This window comes from Acinetobacter sp. YH16051 (assembly GCF_013417135.1).
Taxonomy (GTDB): Bacteria; Pseudomonadota; Gammaproteobacteria; order Pseudomonadales; family Moraxellaceae; genus Acinetobacter; species Acinetobacter towneri.
Genome location: NZ_VPEN01000001.1, coordinates 139,990 through 163,345, shown reverse-complemented (window position 1 = coordinate 163,345; position 23,356 = coordinate 139,990). Strand labels below are relative to the sequence as shown.

General features: G+C 42.5%; 27 protein-coding genes and 3 tRNA genes. 7 read left to right on the top strand and 23 right to left on the bottom strand.

Translation table 11 applies throughout. From position 1 onward, the window contains the following. Positions 1–208: 208 nt before the first annotated feature. The 3 genes from FTV41_RS00860 to FTV41_RS00850 form a co-directional block, all read right to left on the bottom strand. Positions 209–285 (bottom strand) — tRNA-Arg (locus tag FTV41_RS00860). 49 nt (positions 286–334) lie between these two features. After that, a tRNA-Arg gene (locus FTV41_RS00855) sits at positions 335–411 on the bottom strand. Positions 412–426: 15 nt separating this feature from the next. After that, positions 427–516: transfer RNA gene (locus FTV41_RS00850), tRNA-Ser, on the bottom strand. Positions 517–780: 264 nt separating this feature from the next. Here FTV41_RS00850 and rnr point away from each other — a divergent pair. From rnr to FTV41_RS00820, 6 genes are all read left to right on the top strand, one after another. Next, positions 781–3,204 (top strand): ribonuclease R, encoded by a 2,424-nt coding sequence (rnr, locus tag FTV41_RS00845; RefSeq protein WP_179995930.1) that lies wholly within the window; start codon positions 781–783, stop codon positions 3,202–3,204. A 79-nt stretch (positions 3,205–3,283) separates the two neighbouring features. Next, positions 3,284–3,868 carry a hypothetical protein gene (locus FTV41_RS00840; protein ID WP_111885424.1) on the top strand — a complete coding sequence of 195 codons (585 nt, stop codon included), beginning with the start codon at positions 3,284–3,286 and terminating at the stop codon, positions 3,866–3,868. A gap of 74 nt (positions 3,869–3,942) precedes the next feature. After that, positions 3,943–5,982: a M3 family metallopeptidase gene (locus FTV41_RS00835; protein WP_179995929.1), complete on the top strand. Its 2,040-nt coding sequence runs from the start codon at positions 3,943–3,945 to the stop codon at positions 5,980–5,982. Between the two features lie 40 nt (positions 5,983–6,022). Beyond that, on the top strand, positions 6,023–6,232 hold the full coding sequence (locus FTV41_RS00830; RefSeq protein WP_171324836.1) for a YheV family putative zinc ribbon protein: 210 nt from the start codon (positions 6,023–6,025) through the stop codon (positions 6,230–6,232). Between the two features lie 21 nt (positions 6,233–6,253). Then, a complete protein-coding gene (locus FTV41_RS00825; protein ID WP_104852579.1) occupies positions 6,254–6,664 on the top strand; it encodes a hypothetical protein in 411 nt (136 codons plus the stop codon). 101 nt (positions 6,665–6,765) lie between these two features. Continuing rightward, positions 6,766–7,659, top strand: coding sequence for a DMT family transporter (locus tag FTV41_RS00820; protein ID WP_004974770.1), 894 nt, complete (start codon positions 6,766–6,768; stop codon positions 7,657–7,659). A gap of 114 nt (positions 7,660–7,773) precedes the next feature. Here FTV41_RS00820 and FTV41_RS15330 read toward each other — a convergent pair whose 3' ends face one another. The 5 genes from FTV41_RS15330 to FTV41_RS00795 form a co-directional block, all read right to left on the bottom strand. Next, the gene (locus FTV41_RS15330) at positions 7,774–9,147 is read right to left on the bottom strand and encodes a TRAP transporter large permease subunit (protein ID WP_373682943.1); all 1,374 of its coding nucleotides are present in this window, start codon (positions 9,145–9,147) and stop codon (positions 7,774–7,776) included. A 1,054-nt stretch (positions 9,148–10,201) separates the two neighbouring features. Further along, on the bottom strand, positions 10,202–10,783 hold the full coding sequence (gene rrtA, locus FTV41_RS00810) for a rhombosortase (protein ID WP_104853260.1): 582 nt from the start codon (positions 10,781–10,783) through the stop codon (positions 10,202–10,204). 103 nt (positions 10,784–10,886) lie between these two features. Then, a complete protein-coding gene (locus FTV41_RS00805; protein ID WP_004974758.1) occupies positions 10,887–11,933 on the bottom strand; it encodes a hypothetical protein in 1,047 nt (348 codons plus the stop codon). A 445-nt stretch (positions 11,934–12,378) separates the two neighbouring features. After that, positions 12,379–12,801, bottom strand: coding sequence for a protein YgfX (locus FTV41_RS00800; protein ID WP_096901367.1), 423 nt, complete (start codon positions 12,799–12,801; stop codon positions 12,379–12,381). Beyond that, positions 12,794–13,051, bottom strand: a complete 258-nt coding sequence (locus FTV41_RS00795; RefSeq protein ID WP_004974752.1) for a succinate dehydrogenase assembly factor 2 — start codon at positions 13,049–13,051, stop codon at positions 12,794–12,796. Before FTV41_RS00795 ends, FTV41_RS00800 begins: the two co-directional genes overlap by 8 nt. A gap of 185 nt (positions 13,052–13,236) precedes the next feature. On the opposite strand from FTV41_RS00795, the gene FTV41_RS00790 reads away from it, so the two are divergent. Continuing rightward, positions 13,237–14,409, top strand: coding sequence for an acyl-CoA dehydrogenase family protein (locus tag FTV41_RS00790; RefSeq protein ID WP_179993949.1), 1,173 nt, complete (start codon positions 13,237–13,239; stop codon positions 14,407–14,409). 75 nt (positions 14,410–14,484) lie between these two features. Here the strand turns inward: FTV41_RS00790 and FTV41_RS00785 are convergent, their stop codons facing one another. The 15 genes from FTV41_RS00785 to rpsN form a co-directional block, all read right to left on the bottom strand. Further along, positions 14,485–15,975: an NAD(P)/FAD-dependent oxidoreductase gene (locus tag FTV41_RS00785; RefSeq protein ID WP_179989874.1), complete on the bottom strand. Its 1,491-nt coding sequence runs from the start codon at positions 15,973–15,975 to the stop codon at positions 14,485–14,487. A 201-nt stretch (positions 15,976–16,176) separates the two neighbouring features. Beyond that, the gene (gene rplQ, locus FTV41_RS00780; RefSeq protein ID WP_004974746.1) at positions 16,177–16,542 is read right to left on the bottom strand and encodes a 50S ribosomal protein L17; all 366 of its coding nucleotides are present in this window, start codon (positions 16,540–16,542) and stop codon (positions 16,177–16,179) included. Positions 16,543–16,560: 18 nt separating this feature from the next. Beyond that, on the bottom strand, positions 16,561–17,568 hold the full coding sequence (locus FTV41_RS00775; protein ID WP_004974745.1) for a DNA-directed RNA polymerase subunit alpha: 1,008 nt from the start codon (positions 17,566–17,568) through the stop codon (positions 16,561–16,563). A gap of 17 nt (positions 17,569–17,585) precedes the next feature. Further along, positions 17,586–18,212 (bottom strand): 30S ribosomal protein S4, encoded by a 627-nt coding sequence (gene rpsD / locus FTV41_RS00770; protein ID WP_004974744.1) that lies wholly within the window; start codon positions 18,210–18,212, stop codon positions 17,586–17,588. Positions 18,213–18,224: 12 nt separating this feature from the next. After that, the gene (gene rpsK / locus FTV41_RS00765; RefSeq protein ID WP_001040166.1) at positions 18,225–18,611 is read right to left on the bottom strand and encodes a 30S ribosomal protein S11; all 387 of its coding nucleotides are present in this window, start codon (positions 18,609–18,611) and stop codon (positions 18,225–18,227) included. A 19-nt stretch (positions 18,612–18,630) separates the two neighbouring features. Beyond that, positions 18,631–18,987, bottom strand: coding sequence for a 30S ribosomal protein S13 (rpsM, locus tag FTV41_RS00760; protein ID WP_004974734.1), 357 nt, complete (start codon positions 18,985–18,987; stop codon positions 18,631–18,633). Between the two features lie 107 nt (positions 18,988–19,094). Further along, entirely contained in the window at positions 19,095–19,211 is a 117-nt protein-coding gene (gene rpmJ / locus FTV41_RS00755; RefSeq protein ID WP_000867907.1) for a 50S ribosomal protein L36, read from the bottom strand. Positions 19,212–19,231: 20 nt separating this feature from the next. Then, positions 19,232–20,551, bottom strand: a complete 1,320-nt coding sequence (gene secY, locus FTV41_RS00750) for a preprotein translocase subunit SecY (RefSeq protein WP_171062591.1) — start codon at positions 20,549–20,551, stop codon at positions 19,232–19,234. Positions 20,552–20,596: 45 nt separating this feature from the next. Beyond that, positions 20,597–21,037 (bottom strand): 50S ribosomal protein L15, encoded by a 441-nt coding sequence (rplO, locus tag FTV41_RS00745; RefSeq protein ID WP_004974728.1) that lies wholly within the window; start codon positions 21,035–21,037, stop codon positions 20,597–20,599. Between the two features lie 3 nt (positions 21,038–21,040). Then, positions 21,041–21,217, bottom strand: coding sequence for a 50S ribosomal protein L30 (rpmD, locus tag FTV41_RS00740; RefSeq protein ID WP_004786899.1), 177 nt, complete (start codon positions 21,215–21,217; stop codon positions 21,041–21,043). A gap of 6 nt (positions 21,218–21,223) precedes the next feature. Continuing rightward, positions 21,224–21,721, bottom strand: coding sequence for a 30S ribosomal protein S5 (gene rpsE / locus FTV41_RS00735; RefSeq protein ID WP_004974725.1), 498 nt, complete (start codon positions 21,719–21,721; stop codon positions 21,224–21,226). 2 nt (positions 21,722–21,723) lie between these two features. Further along, positions 21,724–22,074 (bottom strand): 50S ribosomal protein L18, encoded by a 351-nt coding sequence (gene rplR / locus FTV41_RS00730; protein ID WP_004281497.1) that lies wholly within the window; start codon positions 22,072–22,074, stop codon positions 21,724–21,726. A gap of 14 nt (positions 22,075–22,088) precedes the next feature. Next, complete coding sequence (gene rplF, locus FTV41_RS00725; RefSeq protein WP_004974722.1) at positions 22,089–22,622, bottom strand: 50S ribosomal protein L6; 534 nt, start codon at positions 22,620–22,622, stop codon at positions 22,089–22,091. A gap of 16 nt (positions 22,623–22,638) precedes the next feature. Then, positions 22,639–23,034, bottom strand: a complete 396-nt coding sequence (gene rpsH / locus FTV41_RS00720; RefSeq protein WP_004974720.1) for a 30S ribosomal protein S8 — start codon at positions 23,032–23,034, stop codon at positions 22,639–22,641. Between the two features lie 12 nt (positions 23,035–23,046). Next, positions 23,047–23,352 carry a 30S ribosomal protein S14 gene (rpsN, locus tag FTV41_RS00715; protein ID WP_004825185.1) on the bottom strand — a complete coding sequence of 102 codons (306 nt, stop codon included), beginning with the start codon at positions 23,350–23,352 and terminating at the stop codon, positions 23,047–23,049. Positions 23,353–23,356: the final 4 nt, after the last annotated feature.

Below are 23,356 nucleotides of genomic sequence, written 5' to 3'. Positions count from 1 at the left end.
ACTTGATGGGGTGCATTATACGTGTTTTTTTCTGGCTGTTAAGTATTAATTCATCATTTTGCAATCAAATGCACAGATATTGGACGATTCAAAAGAATTTTAACGTAAAACCATGAGTACGCTATTCTTTTTAATAAACTGATTATTGTTTGAGTTTACTAAATTTCAGGCACAAAAAAGCCGCATTTAAGCGGTTGATTGTTTAAGTTGGTGCGCTCAGAGAGATTCGAACTCCCGACCCCTTAGTTCGTAGCCAAGTGCTCTATCCAGCTGAGCTATGAGCGCATTACTTGTGTGCCAATTTAGGCGATACGTTACTGTTCGGTTTACTTATTGGTGCGCTCAGAGAGATTCGAACTCCCGACCCCTTAGTTCGTAGCCAAGTGCTCTATCCAGCTGAGCTATGAGCGCGACATAAGTAAAGCGTGGCGGTGAGAGAGGGATTCGAACCCTCGATACAGTTACCCGTATGCGTCCTTAGCAGGGACGTGGTTTCAGCCACTCACCCATCTCACCGTAACGTGCCGCCATAATACAAATTAAGTGCTAGCACTGCAAGCTTCGATACCACAATTTTTGCATATTTTTGCTCAATTAAATATTTTTTAAACAATTTTCAGGATTCATCACCAGAATTACGCCTGAACTTTTGGCAATCGCTGCACAAAAACTAGAAACATCGTAAAATAACGACAGAAAACACATTATTGCAATCATTTACGTGCAGTCTTTCCGTACATGACTTATGCTAAACCTATCTTCTGACATGAAGTTTATTCCATGATGAAAAATTGGGTCGATCCTGAAGCGAAAGCTGAAGCCGAACGCTACGAAAATCCTATTCCAAGCCGTACCTTAATCTTAGAAACCATTGAAACCTTGCAAGCGGCACAGTCACATGCAGACTTGGTAGAGCATTTTGCGATTGCCGATCAAAAAAGTATTGATGCCCTGAGCCATCGTTTAATTGCCATGGTACGTGATGGTCAGCTCATGAAAGATGGATTCAAGTTCCAGCTGGCTGCAGAACAACCGACTCATGACGCCACGGTTTACATCAACAGTAAAGGTTTAGGCACAGCCAATATTGCAGGTCATGAAGATATTTTATTGCCTGAACGCGAACTACGTTTGGTGTTTAATGGCGATCAAGTCAAAGTCCGCCAGACATCGGTAGATCGTAAAGGCAAGGCATGGGGGTTTATTACCGAAGTCACCCAGCGTCGTGTCAAACAAATCATTGGTAAATTGTCAGAATACGATGGTGAATATTTTATTCAGCCTGCCCAGCCAAATAGCCATCAACCCATTACCCTTGAAAAAGAATTAATTGAACATGCCCAAGTTAAATTGGGCGATTCTGTGCGCATTGCGATTGATGACTATCCAACCCGCGAAGAATTTGCCACAGGACATATTATTCAGTCGATGGCAGACAAAGCCGAAACTGAAATTATTATTCCGCAAACCATTTTAGAATTTGGTCTGCCGTATGAATTTCCTGAAGATGTCATTCAAGAAGCTGAAAGCTTTCAAGAACCGACTGCCCAAGACCGTGAAGGACGTGTTGATTTACGCGATTTAGCCTTAGTGACTATTGATGGTGAAGATGCCCGCGACTTTGACGATGCGGTGTATGCGGAAAAACGTCTGGGTGGTGGTTATCGTGTTGTGGTGGCAATTGCCGATGTCAGCCATTATGTCCGCACAGGCAAACCGTTGGATGATGAAGCTCAGGAACGTGGGACTTCAGTCTATTTCCCGCATTTTGTATTGCCGATGTTGCCTGAAGCTTTATCGAATGGCTTATGTTCGCTGAATCCGCAGGTTGACCGTTTGTGTATGGTCTGCGATTTAAAACTGTCACGCGCAGGTCGTGTCACAGGTTTTGAATTTTATCCATCGGTCATGCATTCCAAAGCACGTTTAACCTATACTCAAGTGGCACAATATTTTGAGGGTGATAGTGCGGCAATTCCTGAAGATCGGGAAATGCGCAAATCATTAAATACCCTGTTCCAACTGTATCAAGTGCTTAAAGGCTTACGTGCCGAACGTCATGCCATGGAATTTGAAACCATTGAAACCTACATGACCTTTGATGAGTTAGGTGGAATTAAAGAAATTTTGCCGCGCAGCCGTAACGATGCGCATAAACTGATTGAAGAATGTATGTTACTCGCCAACGTCGCAGCAGCAGAATATGCACTCAAACATGATGTGCCGATGCTGTACCGTGTGCATGAACCGCCAGAGTTTTCACGTATTCAAAAAGTCCGTGATTTTGTCAAATTACTTGGGCTACATTTTCCAGAACAACCCACTCAGGCCGACTATCAAGCGGTGATTGAAGCCACTAAAGATCGTATTGATGCACCAAGTATTCACGCGGTGTTATTACGCTCAATGATGCAAGCCTATTATGGTGCCAACAATGCAGGACACTTTGGTTTAGCTTATGATGCCTACACGCATTTCACTTCACCAATCCGTCGCTACCCTGACCTATTGTTGCATCGTGCCATTAAAGCGCATTTAAAACAAAAACCATCACCACTTTCGGGCGCAGCTTTAGATGATGCAGGCGAACATTATTCTGCAACTGAACGTCGTGCCGATGAAGCCTCACGCTCTGTCACCACATGGCTAAAATGCCACTATATGCAGCAGCATTTGGGTGGAGAATTTGTGGGCGTAATTTCTGCAGTAGCCGAATTTGGTTTATTTGTTACTCTCAAAGACCTTTATGTCGATGGCATGATTCATGTCAGCCAGTTGGGCGATGACTTCTTTGTATTTGACCAAGCCAGCCAAAGTCTAATTGGACAAGTACGTGGTCAAAGCTTTAGCTTGGGCGATGAAGTTAAAATTAAAGTCGCGGCTGTCAATTTAGAAGATCGCAAAATTGATTTTGAGCTCATGCAGCAACTCACCCATGCAGGTCGTGCTATTCGTATGCGCGCACCGCGCGTGGCAAAACCGTTCAGCCGTGAAGCCACCGAAGAAGTTTTTTCTGAGCGTCCAAGCAAGGCGACTTTAAGTGAAAACGGTGAGCAACCTGTGCCGAAGAAAAAACCAAAAAGCAAACCGAGTTCTTACGGTAAAAAAACCTCAGCGAAGTCGGAAATCAAACCGAAAGACAAAGCCAAAAAAAAGACCAAGGTGAAAAAGAAAAAATCCAATGCCAAAGCAAAGGGTGAGTAAATTTTACTAAATAAAAAAGAGTGCTACGGTGCTCTTTTTCATTTAATATATCTCTATAAAAATAAACCACTTAAAAATCATGACATCACAGAAAATTACTAAATACTATTACCATGAATATGTAATATGCTTAGTCTTTGTACTTAGTATTTCAGCACTGATTGCTCTCTTTTTTATAGACTTCACCCCAACAAATCAAGTCAAAATCACAGCCTTCATTGTTGCAACGTTGATTTATTTGGCTGTTTTGATCTACTTTTATGTTCTGCATAGATACGGACAATGGATCATTCCACGTACATGGACAAATGTACAAAAAAAGCCAAAATTCTATTTTTTACTCCTCTTCCCTATTTTTGTAATTCTGTTTCTTTACTTAAATCTAGTTGTCTATCCTCCTCTGCTTCATACCCTAGTTTTGGGTACACCTACTGTGGTGACATTGGAAGCAAGCGCTGTTAAAAAACATGGTAAAAAAGGAAGTGTCTACTATTCTATTGAAACACCGTATGACTCTACTGGTATGTTTCGAATCAATGTAGATGAATATGAACACTACAAAAATCAAAATCTATTCATAAAATTATCGGTCATTGAGGGGCGCTTTGGCACCTACATCCAAGATATTCAATCTATCCACGGTGAAACAAGAGCGAATAAATAGCACCCAAGGCTTGATTTATCCTTCTAGAAGCCTTACTTCTACAAATAACACAGGAAATAAATCGGCAGACCGACATGACATTAGAAAAGGCAACTTTGCCTGTTCCACAATTTGACCAAATTACCCTTGCAGACTTAAAACAAAAGATTGAACAGAGCATTGCCCAAGGTCAGGCATTTTTAAAAGAATTAACGGATGTACCCGAATCCGTACAAGCACAACTACAAGTACTCGAACACGTCGATACCCTTGAAAATAACATGAGTGAAGCATGGGGCGTGCTTTCGCACCTCAATGCTGTCATGAATAATGCCGAAACACGTGAAGTTCATCAGGCTTTATTACCAAGTTTAAGTGAATACTACACACAACTTGGTCAACATACACCGTTATATCAAACCTATCAGCATCTACACGATGCTCCTATTTTTAGTGACCTACCTACAGCACAGCAAAGTGCGATTAAACTTGCACTGCGTGATTTCAAGCTTTCAGGTGTCGCTTTAGAAGGTGAAGCAAAAACACGTTATGCAGAAATTTCTTCACGTCTGTCACAGCTTTCTTCTGACTTCTCAAATCACGTGCTCGATGCTACACAAGCCTACTTCAAACCTTTAACTGAAGCGCAGCTCAAAGGACTACCTCAAGGCAGTATTGAACTTCTGAAACAATATGGTCAGCAACGCGAACTCGAACAGGCTGTAGCCACACTCGACTTCCCGTCTTATATTGCCATTATGACCTATGCAGAAGACCGCGAAGTGCGTGAAGCGCTCTATAAAGCCTATACCACACGTGCTTCTGATCAGGCAGACTCTGCTGAATTTGACAATACAGCAGTCATGGAAGAAATCTTGCGTTTACGTCAAGAAATGGCGCAATTGCTCAGTTTTAACAACTATGCAGAATTATCCCTTGCCAGCAAAATGGCGCCAAGTGTCGAAGCAGTCGATCAATTCCTGCGTGAACTGGCAGAACATGCTCGTGCACCTGCAGAACAAGAAATTGCCGAACTCAAAGCCATTGCCGCCCAAGATGGGATTGATACCTTACAACCGTGGGATACAGGCTACTATTCTGAAAAATTAAAATTACAGCAATTTAACCTTTCACAAGAAATGTTAAAACCATATTTCCCTGCACCGAAAGTGGTTGAAGGTCTATTTAGCATCGTCAAGCGTTTATACGATGTCGATATTATTGAGCGCGCTGCCCCTGTTTGGCATCCTGATGCACGTTATTTTGAACTTGAAGATCAAGGTCAAGTGATTGGTGGTTTTTACTTTGATCTATATGCCCGTACAGGCAAACGCGGCGGCGCATGGATGAGTGGTTTCCGTTCACGCATGCAATTGGCACAAGGTTTACAAAAACCAATTTGCTATATGGTGTGTAACTTTACCCCACCTGTTGCAGACCAACCCGCGCTTTTAACGCATGATGAAGTCATCACCCTATTCCATGAATTTGGACATGGCTTACATCACATGCTGACTGAAGTAGATAATATTGCTGTGGCAGGTACACACGGTGTCGCTTGGGATGCGGTGGAATTACCAAGCCAATTCATGGAATTCTGGACTTGGGATCAAGACAGTTTAGATATGCTGAGTGCGCATATTGAAACCCAAGACACCCTGCCTGAACACCTGCTTAAAGCGCTGTTAGATGCACGTTTCTTCCAGTCGGGAATGCAAAGCCTGCGCCAAATTGAATTTGCGCTGTTCGATTTAAGTATTCATCGCAGCAACCCTGCTTTAAATGCGGAACAGATTCAAGCCATGCTAGATGACATCCGTCAAAACTATGCCGTTGCACCAACTACAGCTTACAACCGCTTCCAGCACAGCTTCAGCCATATTTTCGCAGGCGGCTATGCTGCAGGATATTATTCATACAAATGGGCAGAGGTTTTGGCCAGCGATGCCTTTGATCGCTTTGAAAATGAAGGGCTATTTAACACCGAAACTGGCAAGCAGTTTAGACAGTTTATTCTAGCAGTTGGCGGAAAAGATTCAGCGCTTGACGCATTTATCAATTTCCGCGGACGCGAGCCAAAAATAGACGCACTATTACGTCATCAAGGTTGGACGAACATAGTCAAAAACGCTTAAACTAAGAACTTTAGATGAAGTTAGGGGAGTCGTGATGACCATTAAACGTCGTTTCATTGCAGGCGCAAAATGTCCGAAATGTCAGGCGATGGATCGGGTTGTCATGCTCACCGCTGACGAAGCTGAATGGATCGAATGTATCGAGTGTGATTATACGGAAAACCGTCCAACACATATTGATGAACCTGAAATCCCAGAGGTTTCAGATGAAATTGGGGTGATCCAGTTTAAGCCGCGTCAGTCAAAGTAAAACAATAAGGTTCAACAACGCATGACTGAAGATCAACGACATAACCCTAAGCTTTTATGGGCGATTACGGGTGGGTTAATTATTGTCATTATTGCCGTATTTATCTTTCAATGGATGGGCGATAGCGACAATACTGCGCCTATAGAAACTGCCCCAACTACGGCGTCTGTAGCGAAAGCTGTACCTGCTGAAGCAACGCCATTGCAAGAAGATGAAGCAGCACCAAAACAGTTGGTCACAGAAGATTTACTCAAAGCACCTGTATCTGAGAATGCAGCGCTTGCCAAAGAAGAAGTGGCTAAATTAGATGACATTCAAAATCAGCTGAATGATCAACGTGCCTTATTAAAACAGCAACATAACGATGCTGATGAATTGATTAAACTGAAAGAAGAACAAATCAAAATACTGGAAGCCCAACTGGCACAGTAAGCCTCCTCTGCTTCACATCAGTCATTTTAAAATACGATAAAGGGTCAGTGTTGTAGCCAATTTAAGCTAGAATAGCCAGAGGTTATTCTGGCTTTATTTGTATGACATCTTCTGGTTCTGCCCAACAAAATTTGCTCAAAGCAATTATGCTGTTGACCTGCTCTGCCTTTCTGTTTTCACTCATGGGAGTGTGCGTTCGTTACGCCTCAGAAACGGTAGATAATGCCACAGTGGTATTTTTCCGTAATTTCATTGGTTTGTTTATTTTTATCCCGCTCATTTTCAATAAAGGCTTGGGCTTTTTTAAAACTGAAAAGTTATGGATGCACACTTGGCGTTCGGTAGTCGGATTAACCGCCATGTATGGTTTTTTCTACGCGATTGCCAATCTAAAACTGTCCAATGCGATGGTCTTCACCTATTCATCGCCTATTTTTATTCCCTTAATTGCATGGCTATTCCTTAAAGAAAAAATCACCAAACCAATGCTATGGGCTGCGTTCATTGGTTTATTTGGCGTGTTATTTGTCGCCAAACCCGATGCAGGTATGTTTAATAGCATGTCCGCAATTGGACTCAGTGCCAGTTTTTTAGCAGCGATGGCTTTTGTCACGGTACGCGCCCTGACTCAAACCGAACCGCCTGAACGCATTGTGTTTTATTTTTGCATGATTGGGACACTCATTTCTGTTGTACCGATGTTCTGGTCATGGCGTCCTTACAACTTAAAAGAATTGAGTTTTTTAATTGGTGCAGGATTGCTGGCCAATATCAGTCAGATCTTTATGTCCAATGCCTACCGTCTTGCCCCTGCTGGGCAAATTGGCCCTGTCAATTACATTGCGATTATTTTTGCAGGGATTTGGGGCTTTAGCTTTTGGCATGAAACGCCAGACTTATTTAGTTTAATTGGCTTTGCCCTAATTTTGCTTGCCATTATTTTGTGCAGTCCACTGTTACAAAAACACCTGAATCATCACTCCCCGCATTCATAATGCTGCTTTGTATTCCCTACACATCAGCCTCATAAACCTTATAAAAAAACACCCCGCAGTGAACCACAGGGTGTTTTTAAATAATAAGATGACAGTGATTAAGTATCCATGTGCTTATTCATACCAGCCGAATAGCTTGAACGCATACGGTGCATAGGCAATAATCAACATCGCAGGAAGCATCACAATCATAGGCAAAATCCAACGCTCATAACGATAATAGAACGATTTATGACGAACTTCTGCATCGGCTGCAGCGACTTCTTCATCTCCAATCGACTGCCTTGCCAATAAGTGATTCAGCGCTACAGGTGGCGTCACATAGCCTAATTCAAAACCAATTAGGGTAATCATCCAGAAATGCGCAGGATGTATCCCATATTGATAAGCTACAGGCGCAACCGTTGCAGAAATTAGAATCACCGCACCGAATGGATCCATAATCATGCCCACAAAAATCATCAAGGCAACAATCAGGCTAATCACAATAAAGATGCTGCTAATGTCGGTTGGGAACGCTTCCATAATTTCAATGCGTTCTAAATAGCCACCTACACTGACTGAAAGCGCCATCAAAATTACCAATGCCCCAATATGTCCCACCGTTTCACTGGTCGATAAATGCAGAGCTTTGAAGAAACCATACTGACGCAATGGTGAATCAGGTGCAGTCAATAATGAGCGCTCAGATGAAGCTGCTGTCTGTTGTGCTACAGGCTTGTGATCTAAAGTCTGATCCCACTGCCCCATCGCTGGAATAGGCGCAGGTTCATGGCGCAATTTATCAAACAACACCATCATCAATAAAATAACCGGCATCATTACAGGTGCAGTAAATTCATTCATATTGGTGTCTAAAGCATATTTATAGAACAACCAAATCAACACAAAAATGAGGATATATGGTAGTACAGGGCCAAAAGCACGTAAGGACAATGGCGCAGCTATGTTCGGTGCAGCAATGCGGAATTTATTTTCAGCAAAGAACAACGAAATCACTAAAAATAGGGTTGAAGTCAGTAGGAACACATACAAACCATAGTGATACAGCATGTCCGTTGTGACTTCTTTATTCAGCGATGCCACCACAACAATCAATAGGCATGGACGAAGCACGACCCCCATTGAACCCGACATAGCTGTTGCCGCCAGTGCAAACTGACGTCGTCCACCCGCATTCCAAACTTCTTTATAAATGATCGCACCTGCAGCAATGACAAAAATCCCCGATGCACCGGTATAAGCCGTTGGTAATGCAGCAGCAATCAGAATCAGCCAGGTTAAAGTTTCAGGTGCCAAATTCCACGGACGCAGAATATTCAGGAACAAATCCACAATTCGGGTTTGTTTGAGCAACATCCCCGCCCAAATAAACAAAGCCAAGTTCAAGAAAATACTAGAGAATTCGACCAGTTGCCCTAGGTAAATCCCTTGCCCCATTGGATAATCCATCAGGAAGGTAAAAGAGAAACCCGTACTAATTGCCATATAGGCATACAAAGGTACGCTCAGGAAAGCAAGACCTAAACTACCGCCTTCACGGGTCGGTGCAGGTGGCTTAATAAGCTGGAATAAACTAATTAAAGTCAGAGTTGCAAACAGAATCATCCACATCCAGTAAATGATTTGCGTTTCACCACTCATCGGTACGCCTGAATTGAGTACTGAACGATATTGACTGATACTTGACGAGGTTAAGAAACCATTCGCCACCACCATTAAGGTCGAATACACCTTGAAGTCAATTTTGGTCGCAGGGCCACGTAAACCAATGTGATGGGTCTTTAAAGTGGCACTAATTGCAGCAAAGACCACCATCAATACCAATAAAATGGCACGGTTTTCAGTACCAAATTTAAAAATACCAAAAAAAGAGGTTTCAATGGTTCGATACATTTTCAAGCTTGGATGGGCTTGAATATGCTGAATCGCCTGATCATGAAATTGAAATTTTTCTTCACAAATTTGTTTGGCTGCTAAAATGGAAGCGCGGACATCTGATTCAGAGGCAGTACCAAAAATATCGGCAAACTCATCAGCAGCATTGGCTTGCATTTGGGCATGTACTTGTGCATCGATATCGGGGTTGCGTTCGCAGTCAGGTGCAGTGGGTTCGGCACGCAAAAATGAATACTGCATACCCGTTGCAGGGTCACCGTATAGGCGTTCACCCATGCGCAACAACTGACCATGTACCATTTCACCTGTACCAATAATAAGTGTCAGTAGCAACAAGATCAAAATAACGAATGTAGAAATCCATTCTGTCCATATATGTCTGAGCAAAGCCAAGCCAGACCTGCGTTGTCCGTTATTGTGCATATATTTTCCTGTTTTTATTCTATGCAGAAACCGAGACACTCGAATTTCTGTCTGTCCTTATTCAACGGAATATCCATCTTCCATTGAGCATTTTTGTATTCAGTTTAAATGTGAATGAACGTCGTTATTTTTAAAATGACAATATAGATTTTCTTTTAAGTAAAAATGGTCAATTGTGAGATTTCTTGTGAGCCCTTTTTGCCATCATTTTGATGTAATTTTAATGCGGATCAATGCAATAGGCCCAAATAATATAAGCCAGTGCAAAAATTACTCCCCAAATCACCCCCAATAAATGTGCCTCAACTAATACAGGACTGCCGATTAATTCTGCTGTACCCAAACTGCCCACTGTATTTTCCCAAATCAGTTTAGATAAAATAAGCAGCAAGACCAATGTGGCAAAGCCACGTTCTTTTTTATAAAGCAAATGCACACATGCCACCGCCACATAAGCACCATGCAACACCCCAGAAAGTCCTGCATAGGCATCAATATCGGCAAGGAAGTAATAGAAACTCAGACTAATCGCTGGCGGTAGTACCAACAAAAGCGCCACAAAGTGCCATACTTTGGCATGCGGAAAAATAAAAGGTAAACAGGCAAAGGCGATCATATTAAGCAAATAATGAATCCAGCCCACATGCACCCAATGCCCTGTCCATAAGCGCCAGAATTCATCCAATAAATGTGTAGACCAATAAATAAAATGCTCTGCAAAAATCTGCAAACATGCCGAAACCGACATACATGCCGCAATAAACACAATTTTTCGACTGAGAAATTGAGATGAATATTGCATAGGCGCTGGCATCCTCCAAATTATTCTTGTTATGTGCTTCGGCAAACGGATTGCCCAATCCTAAAATTTCTTGTCTATATTGAATTGGGCAATCTTGATATTTTTACAATTGAGCTGCCGTATCCTCATTAAATAAATCATCTAATTCAGATGAATCATCTTGTTCATCCCAGAAACGTTGCTGATCACCAGTACGCACACCTGTATGTTCAGTCCAGTAACGGTCTGAAATTCCTTGTACCATGCTTCCCGCCATGGCATCAATCAATTTAAATTGTGGATTTACAGGTTTTTCGTCACTGCGTGCATTAGAAAAGGCTTTGAGTGCATCGCGGATTTTGGCATCTTCACCACTGGCTTGGGCAGCAACCGCATATAAAGCGTGTGATAAACGCACGCCTTTATTTTCACCAATTTGCATCGACTGCTTTAAGGTTTGATACGGATCAGGTTTGCCATCTCCCGCACCTGGAAGCAAAGTCCAAATTACGGCACGTGTAGCCTCTGGTGCGCCCCAGAATTTTTCATTGTTTAAACAGGTCATACCACGTTCAACAATCGCGGCAATATCTTTAGGCACATGCACTGCCCCGCCTGAATTAATATCATTGGTCATGGCTTGCAAGCCACTCAACATCCCCAACATATACACAGTTTGATCAATATCACTGTTCATTTTTGGACAACCTTCGCCCAAAGGTTTCCGATATTTCTTTTCCCAACGATGCTGAAACAATTGATAGCCTGTGTATTGGCGCTGTGCCGCCAAAGCCGCCCAACGTTTTTGCTGAATCCGCGCATCTTGCGCTTCGCCCACTTGCCCTGCTTTTGCTGCACGTAAATAACGCAATTCAGCATCCAAAGCTTTTTCTTCGGCACAAATACCCGCAGCCGAATACATTAGTACCGCAACACGGGTTGGGTCTGCGCCCATATCTTTAGTCGCCATAATGGCAGGGGTTAAGGAATTACCAGAATTACACACCATTTCAGCATCTTCCATCGCTAAAATTGGCGGCACAATATGTTTTTCAGTAAATCCAAGTGCGACATTGGCACCTGTTTTGATCACTTGTGAACAACCTGATAATAATAAACTTGTGATTGCAAATACGGCCACACCCTGGCCTATTTTTTGGACTTGCGACATTTTCCTGTCCTCTATAATTGTGTTTATGTCCATTGCAACAAACATAGCAGAAGAAATATCTGAATAAAAGCGTCTACTTGCTGCTTCAGATGGATAACTTTGCCATGTTTTAAAGTGACTAAAATTGACTGAAATCTGTCATCCGACAAAATTTAGGCAAAAAAAAGTAGCATTGCGACGGTTCAGCACATGCTACTTATTAACTGATGCCCAATTCGGGCTTATCTTAAAAAATCTTTCGACTAAATTTAAATCTGCACATTTCAGGAATCTGATTTGTATTGATCTACACTTGTCTGGAATGAATATAACTGAAAATAGGGATATGTGTAATCTTTTATGCCAATATAAAATGACTGATCAGGACACGAAAAATAGATGATAATTTTATCTTTATGATACTTATAGTTTTTTATTATTATAAAAATATACAGCTGTCTGTAAATTAGAGCATTTTCGCCAATACTTTTAGAGCCTTCCATTCCGCCTTGGAAACCTGATCACACCAAATCACCAGAGGTTTAAAGGCTTGCTGAAATTCCATGACGATATAAATTTGATGATCTATCACTTGACGCAGTTGCACACGCTGAATTTCAATTTGGCGAGCTGTGCTTTTAATCTGTTGTGATACTACACGAGGCGCGAGATAGGAAATTGACCATTCACGGTCATCTAATTGATCTAAACCAACAATTCGGTTTGCACGAACAAATTTAAAATATGTCCAGCCCATAATGACAATACATACAACGCTAAGCCATGGCTTTAACACTTGTAGTAAAAGCCAAACGATGAGTAGAGCGATCATCAGCTGAAACACTATTGCGATGACACTAGGTTTCAGCTGAAACTGCTGCTTAGCCATGCACATAATGCTTTAGTTTACGGATAAAATCTTTCAACTCAGGACGTGGTGGCTCAGACACTTCCATAAACCAATCCAATAAATCTGGGTCTTCCTGCTCAACCAAATCGGCAAACATTTGTTTTTCTTCCGCACTGGCAGTCAAATAATGATTTTTCACATACGGGTCAAAATAGACATCAATTTCCTTTAAACCACGACGGGCACGGTAAATCACTTTGCGTTCTTCTAAGCTGATGTCATCACTCATGCGGTTTCCCCATTAAAACTAAACTCAGGCTAGTTTAACCGACCCCTTTTAAAGTTTCGATGACTTTTATGCAGCATTGACCAAAAGCATCATCTTTCATTTGCAATTGAAACTTTTGCACCTTGTTGCCCCCTATAAATTCTTCTAAGGTGAATTCAAAATAACAACATCAGGAAGATAAAACCATGCAATCTGCCGCAATTCGCCCCATTGCCAATATGTTACCGCGCACCTTATTCAGTGCTGAACACGACAGTTTTCGTGATTTGGTACGAAAATTCTATTTGCAGGAAGTCATCCTCCATACTGAAAAATTTGAAGCGCAGCAGCATGTAGATCGTGAGCTATGGCGTAAAGCAGGTGCTTTGGGTTTGCTGTGTAGCACCATGCCTGAAGAATATGCAGGCTCAGGGGTAGACCGCTTATACAGCATGATTTTGATTGAAGAACAAGCCTATGCAGGTGACAGTGCTACCGGTTTTTCACTGCATTCAGATATTGTCGCCAATTACATTAATAACTTTGGCACAACTGAACAAAAACAACACTGGTTACCCCGCATGGCCACAGGCGAAGTGATAACCGCGATTGCCATGACCGAACCCGGTACAGGTTCAGACTTACAAGCTGTGCGTACCTCTGCGGTATTGGATGGCGATGAATACGTGATTAATGGTTCTAAAATTTTTATTACCAACGGCTATTTGTGCGACATGGCGATTGTGGTATGTAAAACAGCGAACACAGACAAAGGTTCAGCCAATCTGTCTTTAATATTGGTAGAAGCAGACCGTGCGGGATTTAGCAAAGGCAAACCACTGAATAAAATTGGTATGAAAGGTCAGGACACTTGCGAATTATTTTTTGATAATGTCCGCGTGCCTCGCAGCAATTTATTGGGTGCAGAAGGCATGGGCTTTATCATGCTGATGAAAGAACTGGCTTGGGAACGCTTAATTGTCGCGATTATTTGCCAAGCAGGTGCAGAAGCTGCTTTTGCACATACACTGCAATATACTCAGCAACGTCAAGCCTTTGGCAAAAGTATTCATAGCTTTCAAAATACGCGCTTTAAACTGGCAGAATTACGCACCGAAATTGATTTCTGTCGTGCTTTTTTAGATCAATGTATGCAGTTACAACTTCAAGATCAGCTCAGTGTTGAAGCTGCAGCGGCCGCCAAATATAAAATTTCAGAGATGTACTCCAAAGTGGTGGATGAATGTCTACAACTGCATGGTGGTTATGGCTATATGCTTGAGTATCCAATTGCACGTGCTTACTTAGACAATCGGGCCAATCGTATTTATGCAGGCACCAATGAAATTATGAAAGAGCTGATTTCACGTTCTTTATAAAATTACCACTTCAACATAAAAATGGCGCAAGAGATTTTAAATCCCTTGCACCATATTATTTTTGCACCCAACGATTTAAGACACTAATTTAGGTTTACGCTGCTGTGCAGGCACAGCCTGTTTGAACTTTAAAATACCATCTTCAAAGCTTGCTTGTTTTAAAGTTTTGCGATCTTCTAAGTAATTGTTAGTGACTCGCCATGGCGCATGTTTGCCTTGCTTTGGCATCACATCAGCAGCACGTGCGATATAGCCCGAACTCAAACTGCCCATCACCGTATCTTCTAACAACTCTGTTTGGTCACCTTGAGGAATCACCTCGTCATAACCTTGTCGATCCATATAATTGAGCAAACGACAAATATAATCCGCAGCCACATCCACTTTAAGTGTCCAAGACGCATTAATATAGCCAATAATCATCGCCATATTCGGCACATCGCTGACCATCACACCTTGATACAGCATGTGTTTGGAGGTATCCAAAGGCTCACCATCAATTGTGGCTTGAATACCGCCTAGAATTTGAATATTCAAACCTGTCGCAGACACAATAATATCGGCATCCAAATGTTTACCTGATTTTAATTGCACACCTGTTTCAGTAAAACTAGCAATTTGATCAGTTTCAATCGAGGCATGTCCTTCGCGTAAAATCTTAAATAAATCACCATCAGGCACAACACATAAACGCTGATCCCACGGATTATAATGTGGTGTGAAATGCTTCATATCCACCTTGCCTTTGAGCTGCATTTGGATAGATTTCAGCAACAAAGTCCGCAGTAATTTCGGCTGCTTTTGTGCTAAAGCATAAATTGCGCGTTGCATGCCAATATTACGTGCGCGCGTGATTTTGTAAGCAACATCTTCAGGCAAAACTTTACGCATTTGCTGATAAACAAAATCCATTGCAGGCACTGAAGCAATATAAGTCGGCGAGCGTTGTAGCATGGTGACATGCGCTGCACCACCTTTTGACATAGCAGGTACTAAGGTAATGGCGGTTGCACCACTACCAATAATTAAGACCTTTTTACCACGATAATCTAAATTCTCAGGCCAATGCTGTGGGTGAATAAATGTACCTTTAAACGCATGTTGATTCGGAAAGTCAGGCTGAAAACCTTGATCGTAATTGTAATAGCCTGTGCAACCTAAAACAAAATTAGCCACCCAAGTTTCAATCTGTTGCACTGCATTTTCTATACGTAACATCCACTTACGTGTTTGAGAGTCATAATTGGCAGATAACACACGATGCTGAAAATGAATTTTTGAGTGTAAGGCTTTTTCTTGAATGACTTCTTCTAGATAGTCTTTGATAGATGCGCCATCGGCAAGTACATTGGTTTTTTTCCAAGGCTTAAAATTATAACCAAAAGTCGACATATCCGAATCTGAACGAATGCCCGGATATTGGAATAAATCCCAAGTGCCACCAAAACTTTGACGACGCTCAATAATTTCAAAAGAACGCTGTGGGCAGTTTTGACTTAAATGTGCTGCTACACCAATGCCCGAAATCCCTGCCCCAATAATTAATATATCAACCTGCTTATCCATGTTTTATTGTCCAGCTTGAATGATGTTTTTTATTAAAGCATAAATTTGACAATACACAATGTCAAGTTTAGCAAAAGTTACTAAAATTTATATCAATTCGGGACAATTTCATCATTTATTGAGATTCAATATATTTTTTTCATAAAAAAAGACCGGTAAAACCGGTCTTTTTCTGAACAACGTGCGTTATTCTTAGCGAAATTATTTAACTTCGCGATCTACAAGCTCAACGTAAGCCATCGGTGCAGCATCACCCGCACGGAAGCCCGCTTTAAGAACACGTAGATAACCGCCGTTACGCTCTTTGTAACGAGGGCCAAGAACGGTAAATAATTTACCAACAGTTGCTGCTGAACGAGTACGAGCAAACGCTAAACGACGGTTTGCTACTGTATCGTTTTTAGCTAAAGTGATTAAAGGCTCAGCAACACGACGTAATTCTTTTGCTTTAGGAACAGTTGTTTTGATTAACTCGTGTTCGAACAAAGAATTAGCCAAGTTTTGGAACATCGCTTTGCGATGGCTGCTTGTACGGCCTAATTTCACACCACTATTACGATGACGCATGGTGATAGTCCTACTTAATTAACGGCTACGATAGGCGAAACGATCGTCCATACGGAGACTAGCCGGTGGCCAGTTCTCTAAACGCATGCCGAGCTGTAAGCCTTTAGAAGCCAGAACATCTTTGATCTCTGTAAGCGATTTTTTACCCAAGTTAGGCGTTTTAAGTAGCTCAACTTCAGTACGCTGTACAAGATCACCAATGTAGTAAATATTTTCTGCTTTCAAACAGTTAGCAGAACGAACAGTAAGCTCTAGATCATCTACTGGACGAAGCAAGATTGGGTCAACTTCTTCACGAGGCTCTTGAGCAACAGGAGCTTGATCTTTCTGAAGATCAACAAAAATTGCAATTTGTTGTTGCAAGATTGTTGCCGCTTTGCGGATTGCTTCTTCTGGATCAACTGTACCATTGGTTTCAAGATCAATGATCAACTTGTCAAGGTCAGTACGTTGTTCTACACGCGCATTTTCTACGATGTAAGACACACGTTTAATTGGGCTATAAGAAGCATCTAACTGCAAACGACCTACAGGGCGAGTTTCGCCTTCTGGGAAACGTGAGTCAGATGTTTCATAACCACGACCTTGAGCAACTTTCAGGCGCATTTTTAAATTGCCTGTAGCACTTAAAGTGCCGATCAAGTGTTCAGGGTTAACCACTTCAACATTATGCGGTAAACGAAGGTCTGCAGCAGTTACATCGCCTGGACCTTGTTTTTCCAATGTCAAATAAGCTTCATTTTGATCGAACAGCTTAATAGACAATCCTTTCAGGTTCAGCAAGAGCTCGACGATGTCCTGCTGCAAGCCTTCCAAAGTACTGTACTCGTGCTCGACACCTTCAATTTCAACTTCTACCACAGCTGCGCCAGGTAAAGAAGAAAGAAGGATGCGACGTAAAGCATTACCAAGAGTATGACCAAAGCCACGCTCTAATGGTTCTAGAATAACTTTTGCCGAGGTCCCGCTTGCCGCTTCGACCTTGATCGCTTGCGGAGTAAGAAACTCATTTGCAGTACGCGTCATTATTGCTACCTCAAGGATTATTTAGAATACAATTCTACAATCAAGCTTTCGTTGATTTCAGCAGGTAAATCAGAACGATCTGGTGCAGCTTTAAACGTACCTTCAAATTTAGAATGGTCAACTTCCATCCATGAAGGGATACCACGTTGAGCAGCCAATTCAATTGCGTTTTTAATACGTAATTGTTGTTTTGCACCTTCGTGAACTGCAATTACATCACCAGCTTTAACTTGAATAGACGCAATGTTAACACGACGACCATTTAAAGTAATGCTACGGTGAGATACAAGCTGACGAGCTTCTGCACGTGTAGAACCAAAACCCATGCGATAAACAACGTTATCAAGACGGCTTTCGAGCAATTTCAACAAGTTCTCACCTGTTGCGCCTTTCACACGAGCAGCTTCTTTATAGTAGTTACTAAATTGACGCTCTAAAACACCGTACATACGACGTACTTTTTGTTTTTCACGTAATTGTAGTGAGTACTCAGATTGCTTACCACCACGAGCCCCGCCATGTTGGCCAGGAGCTTTAGCGTGTTTTTTAGTTTTGACGTCAAATGGTTTAACGCCAGATTTTAGTTGCAGGTCTGTCCCTTCGCGGCGAGAGAGTTTGCATTTTGGACCAATATAACGAGCCATGAATGTTTCTCCTTACACGCGACGTTTTTTAGGTGGACGGCAACCGTTGTGAGGGATTGGAGTCACATCGGTAATGCTGTTAATTTTATAACCCACTGCACCTAATGCACGAACCGCAGACTCACGACCTGGACCAGGACCTTTAACAAGGACGTCCAAGTTTTTCAAACCGTAATCTAAAGCAGCTTTACCAGCAACTTCAGCAGCTACCTGAGCAGCGAACGGAGTTGATTTACGTGATCCACGGAAGCCTTGTCCACCTGAGGTAGCCCAAGCCAGTGCATTACCTTGACGATCGGTAATGGTCACAATGGTGTTATTAAAAGAAGCGTGAATGTGTGCAACACCTTCAGAGACGGTACGAGTGACCTTCTTGCGTGTGCGAGTATCTTTAGCCATCTTTTAGCTTCCAGAAATCTTATTTCTTAATCGGTTTGCGCGGACCTTTACGGGTACGTGCGTTAGTTTTGGTGCGTTGACCACGGACAGGCAAGCTGCGACGATGACGAAGACCGCGGTAGCAGCCTAAATCCATTAAACGTTTAATGTTCATGGAAATTTCGCGACGTAAGTCACCTTCGGTCGGAACCTTAGCAACTTCTGCACGAATCGCATCAAGCTGAGCGTCATCTAATTCACGGATCTTTGTTGTTGGTGCGATACCAGCAGCAGCTAAGATAGTCTTAGCAGTGTGGCGACCAATACCAAAGATATAAGTGAGAGAGATAACAGCGTGCTTGTTATCCGGAATGTTTACACCGGCAATACGAGCCATTCAATTTTCTCCAAAAAGGCAGTTAAGATAATCAACCGCCCCACAAAAATCTTGAGGGGCGGATAATAACCTAATTAGCCTACTGAAATCAACAGGTCTTAATCAAATTAACCTTGACGCTGCTTATGACGAGGTTCTGCGCTGCAAATTACGCGAATAACCCCATTACGACGGATAACTTTGCAGCTACCACAAATTTTCTTTACAGAAGCTTGTACTTTCATGATGAAACCTCTAAGTGCGCTTATCCCTTAGGATGAGCAGTCGTTTTTCTCATTAACGTTTGATTATCGTACTGGTGCGAGGTGAGATGTGCTTGAAGCTGAGCCATAAAGTCCATCACAACCACTACAACGATTAATAATGATGTACCACCTAAGCTAAATGGAATTCCAAATGAGCTTTGTAGAATCATCGGCATTAAGCAGACTACAGTGATGTAAATCGCGCCAATAAAGGTCAAACGACTGAGAATATGATCTAAGTAACGAGCAGTTTGCTCACCTGGGCGAATACCAGGCACATAAGCTCCGCTGCGTTTCAAGTTTTCCGAAACTTCTTTAGGGCTGAAAACTAGCGCAGTGTAGAAGTAACAGAAAAAGATAATTAACGCACCAAAGAGCACCAAATACAACGGTTGTCCAGGCGACAATACCAATGCCAAGTCTTGTAGACTACGCTTGATTAATCCAGCACTAGGATCCGCACTGCCGACCCATTGACCTAAGCTCGCTGGGAACAAAAGCAATGAACTGGCAAAAATTGCTGGAATCACACCTGCCATATTAATTTTTAATGGCAAATGCGTTTGCTGAGCAGTAAATACACGACGACCTTGTTGTTTTTGAGCATAGTTTACTGGAATACGACGCTGCGCCTTCTCAATAAACACAATTGCTGCAAGTACACCCAAAGACAATAAACCAAAAATTGCCAAACCAATCAGGCTTGACTGGCCACTGTCAATAGATGTGAAGGATTGCATAATTAAATTAGGCAAGCCTGCAACAATACCTGCGAAAATGATCATGGAAATACCATTGCCCACTCCGCGTTCGGTAATTTGTTCACCCAACCACATTAAGAACATTGTGCCTGCAACCAAAGAGGTCACAGCTGGAACGTAAAAAGCCAGACCTGACGTTAAGGTAATACCTTGACCAATCAGACCTGCACACATCCCAATCGCTTGCACAAGTGCAAGAAACAATGTGCCTTGGCGCGTATATTGATTAATTTTGCGTTTGCCTTGCTCGCCTTCTTTTTTCAAAGCTTCAAGCGAAGGAACCACGGTAGACATTAACTGTACGATAATCGAAGCAGAAATGTATGGCATGATCCCTAAAGCAAGAATCGACATCCGCTCTAATGCACCACCCGAAAACATGTTAAACAAACCAAGGATTGTACCTTGGTTTGCATTAAACAATTGTTCAAGTGCGGCATTATTAATGCCTGGTACTGGAATATGCGCTCCTAGTCGAAATACCAACAACGCACCAATGAGAAACATCATTCGGCGTATAATTTCACGGTATTTCACGTGAAATGGTTGGCCTTTCATCATGTGAACATGACCTGAAGAACTAGGAGACATAGACACTGGGGATTACTCCTCGACTTTACCGCCAGCCGCTTCAACAGCAGCTTTAGCGCCTTTAGTCACAGCAACACCTTGAATAGTGAATGCGCGAGTAATTTCACCAGAAAGTACGATACGAGCACGAGCCATATCTTTACGTACAACGTTCGCTGCTTTTAAAGTTTCAAGGCTAACGATGTCGCCTTCCACTTTAGCAAGCTCAGATAAACGTACTTCAGCAGTTTTCAAAGCGATTTGGCTAGTGAAACCGAATTTAGGTAAACGACGATATAACGCAGTTTGACCACCTTCGAATCCAGGACGTGTACCACCGCTCTTACGTGAGTTTTGACCTTTGATACCACGACCACCAGTCTTACCAACGCCAGAACCGATACCACGGCCTAAACGACGGGCTTCACGCTTAGCACCTTCTGCAGGTGCAAGTTCATTTAAACGCAGAGTCATGGCTTATTCCTCTACACTAACCATATAGTAGACTTGGTTGATCATACCACGGTTAGAAGGCGTATCTTGCACTTCTACAGTATGACCAATACGACGCAGACCTAAACCTTTAAGGCTAAGCTTGTGATTTTTCAAGCGGTGCGATGCAGATTTAGTCTGGGTAACTTTAATCGTTTTCATGATTGATTACCCTTGAATTTGTTCTACTGAAAGACCACGTTTCGCAGCAACCTTTTCAGGAGTTGTCATGTCACGCAAACCGTTGAAAGTTGCGTTCACTACGTTTGCAGCGTTAGTAGAACCACGGCATTTAGTCAATACGTTACGTACACCTGCAGCTTCTAAAACTGCACGCATAGAACCACCCGCAATTACACCAGTACCTTCAGATGCTGGTTGCATGTAAACACGGCTTGCACCATGACGCGCATGAATCGGGTGTTGTAAAGTACCATCTGCCAATTCGATAGTGATCATGTTACGACGTGCAGCTTCAAGTGCTTTAGAAATAGCAGCTGGAACTTCACGTGCTTTACCACGACCAAAACCTACGCGACCATTACCATCACCCACAACAGTTAATGCTGTGAAAGAGAAGATACGACCACCTTTAACAACTTTGGCTACGCGATCAACGGCAACCAGCTTTTCAACAAGACCTTCGTTTTGTTCAACTTTAGCCATGATTAGAACTCCAAGCCGTTTTCACGAGCAGCATCAGCCAAGGCTTTGATACGACCATGATATTTAAAACCAGAACGGTCAAACGCAACTTTAGTTACACCAGCTGCTTTCGCGCGTTCTGCAATTAAAGCACCTACTTTTTGAGCTGCTTCAACGTTACCAGTTGTACCAGCACGTAAAGTAGCATCTAAAGTTGAAGCTTGCGCTAAAACTTTGCCACCATCTGCTGAAATAACTTGGGCATAGATGTGACGCGGCGTGCGGTTTACACACAAACGAGTCGCACCCAATGCACGGATGTGCAAGCGTGTGCTTTTCGCACGACGCAAACGGGATTGTTTCTTTTCGTTCATAAGAACCTCGCGCCTTATTTCTTCTTAGCTTCTTTACGAAGAACAACTTCATCCGAATAACGAACACCTTTACCTTTATATGGCTCTGGTGGACGGTATCCACGGATATCCGCAGCAACTTGACCTAAAGCTGCTTTATCAGCAGATTTAAGGATAATTTCAGTTGCAGTTGGAGTTTCTGCAGTCACACCTTCAGGAAGGGTGTAATCGATTGGGTGTGAAAAACCAAGGTTAAGGTTAACAACGTTACCTTTTACCGCAGCTTTATAACCAACACCAATCAATTGCAACTTACGTTCGAAGCCTTCGCTCACACCTTTTACAAGGTTGTTAAGCACAGCGCGAGCAGTACCAGCTTGCATCCAAGCGTCTTTCGACTCAGCTTTAGGAGCAATAGCTAAAATACCGTCTTCCTGTTTTAGCTCGACCAGCGCATGCAGGTTGAAAGACAATGTACCTTTGCTGCCTTTCACTTCGACCTGCCGGCCGTTCTGAGTAACTGTAACACCGTTAGGTACAGTTACTGGGGCTTTAGCCACACGAGACATGAGGAATCACCTATTATTAAGAAACAAAAGCAATAACTTCACCACCGATACCTGCAGCACGTGCAGCGCGATCAGTCATGATGCCTTTGCTTGTAGAAACGATTGCAATACCTAAACCTTGCTTAACGCTTGGAAGTGCATCTTTACCGCGATACTGACGTAGACCTGGACGGCTTACGCGTTTCACAGTTTCGATAACTGGTTTGCCTTCATAGTATTTTAAAGTAATCGTTAATGTAGGTTTGCCTTCGTTGTCAGCCACTTCTACATTTGCGATATAACCTTCTTGTTGAAGTACGTTTGCAATAGCAACCTTCAACTTAGAATTAGGCATAGAAACAGTTTGTTTCTTTGCCATTTGAGCGTTACGAACACGCGTTAGCATGTCGGCAACGGTATCTTGCATACTCATTTATAGTGCTCCTTACCAGCTTGCCTTAACAACGCCCGGTACATCACCTTGCATTACTGTGTCACGTAATTTGTTACGGCTTAAACCGAACTTACGGAAGTAACCATGAGGACGACCAGTTAAACCACAACGGTTACGAAGACGTACTGGAGACGCATTACGTGGTAATGCTTGTAATTTCATCATCGCTTCGAAACGCTCTTCGTCGCTTGCATTTACGTTTGCAATCGTTGCTTTTAATTCAGCACGTTTTGCAGCGTATTTAGCAACAGTAGCTTCGCGTTTCAATTCGCGATTAATCATACCTTTCTTAGCCATATCG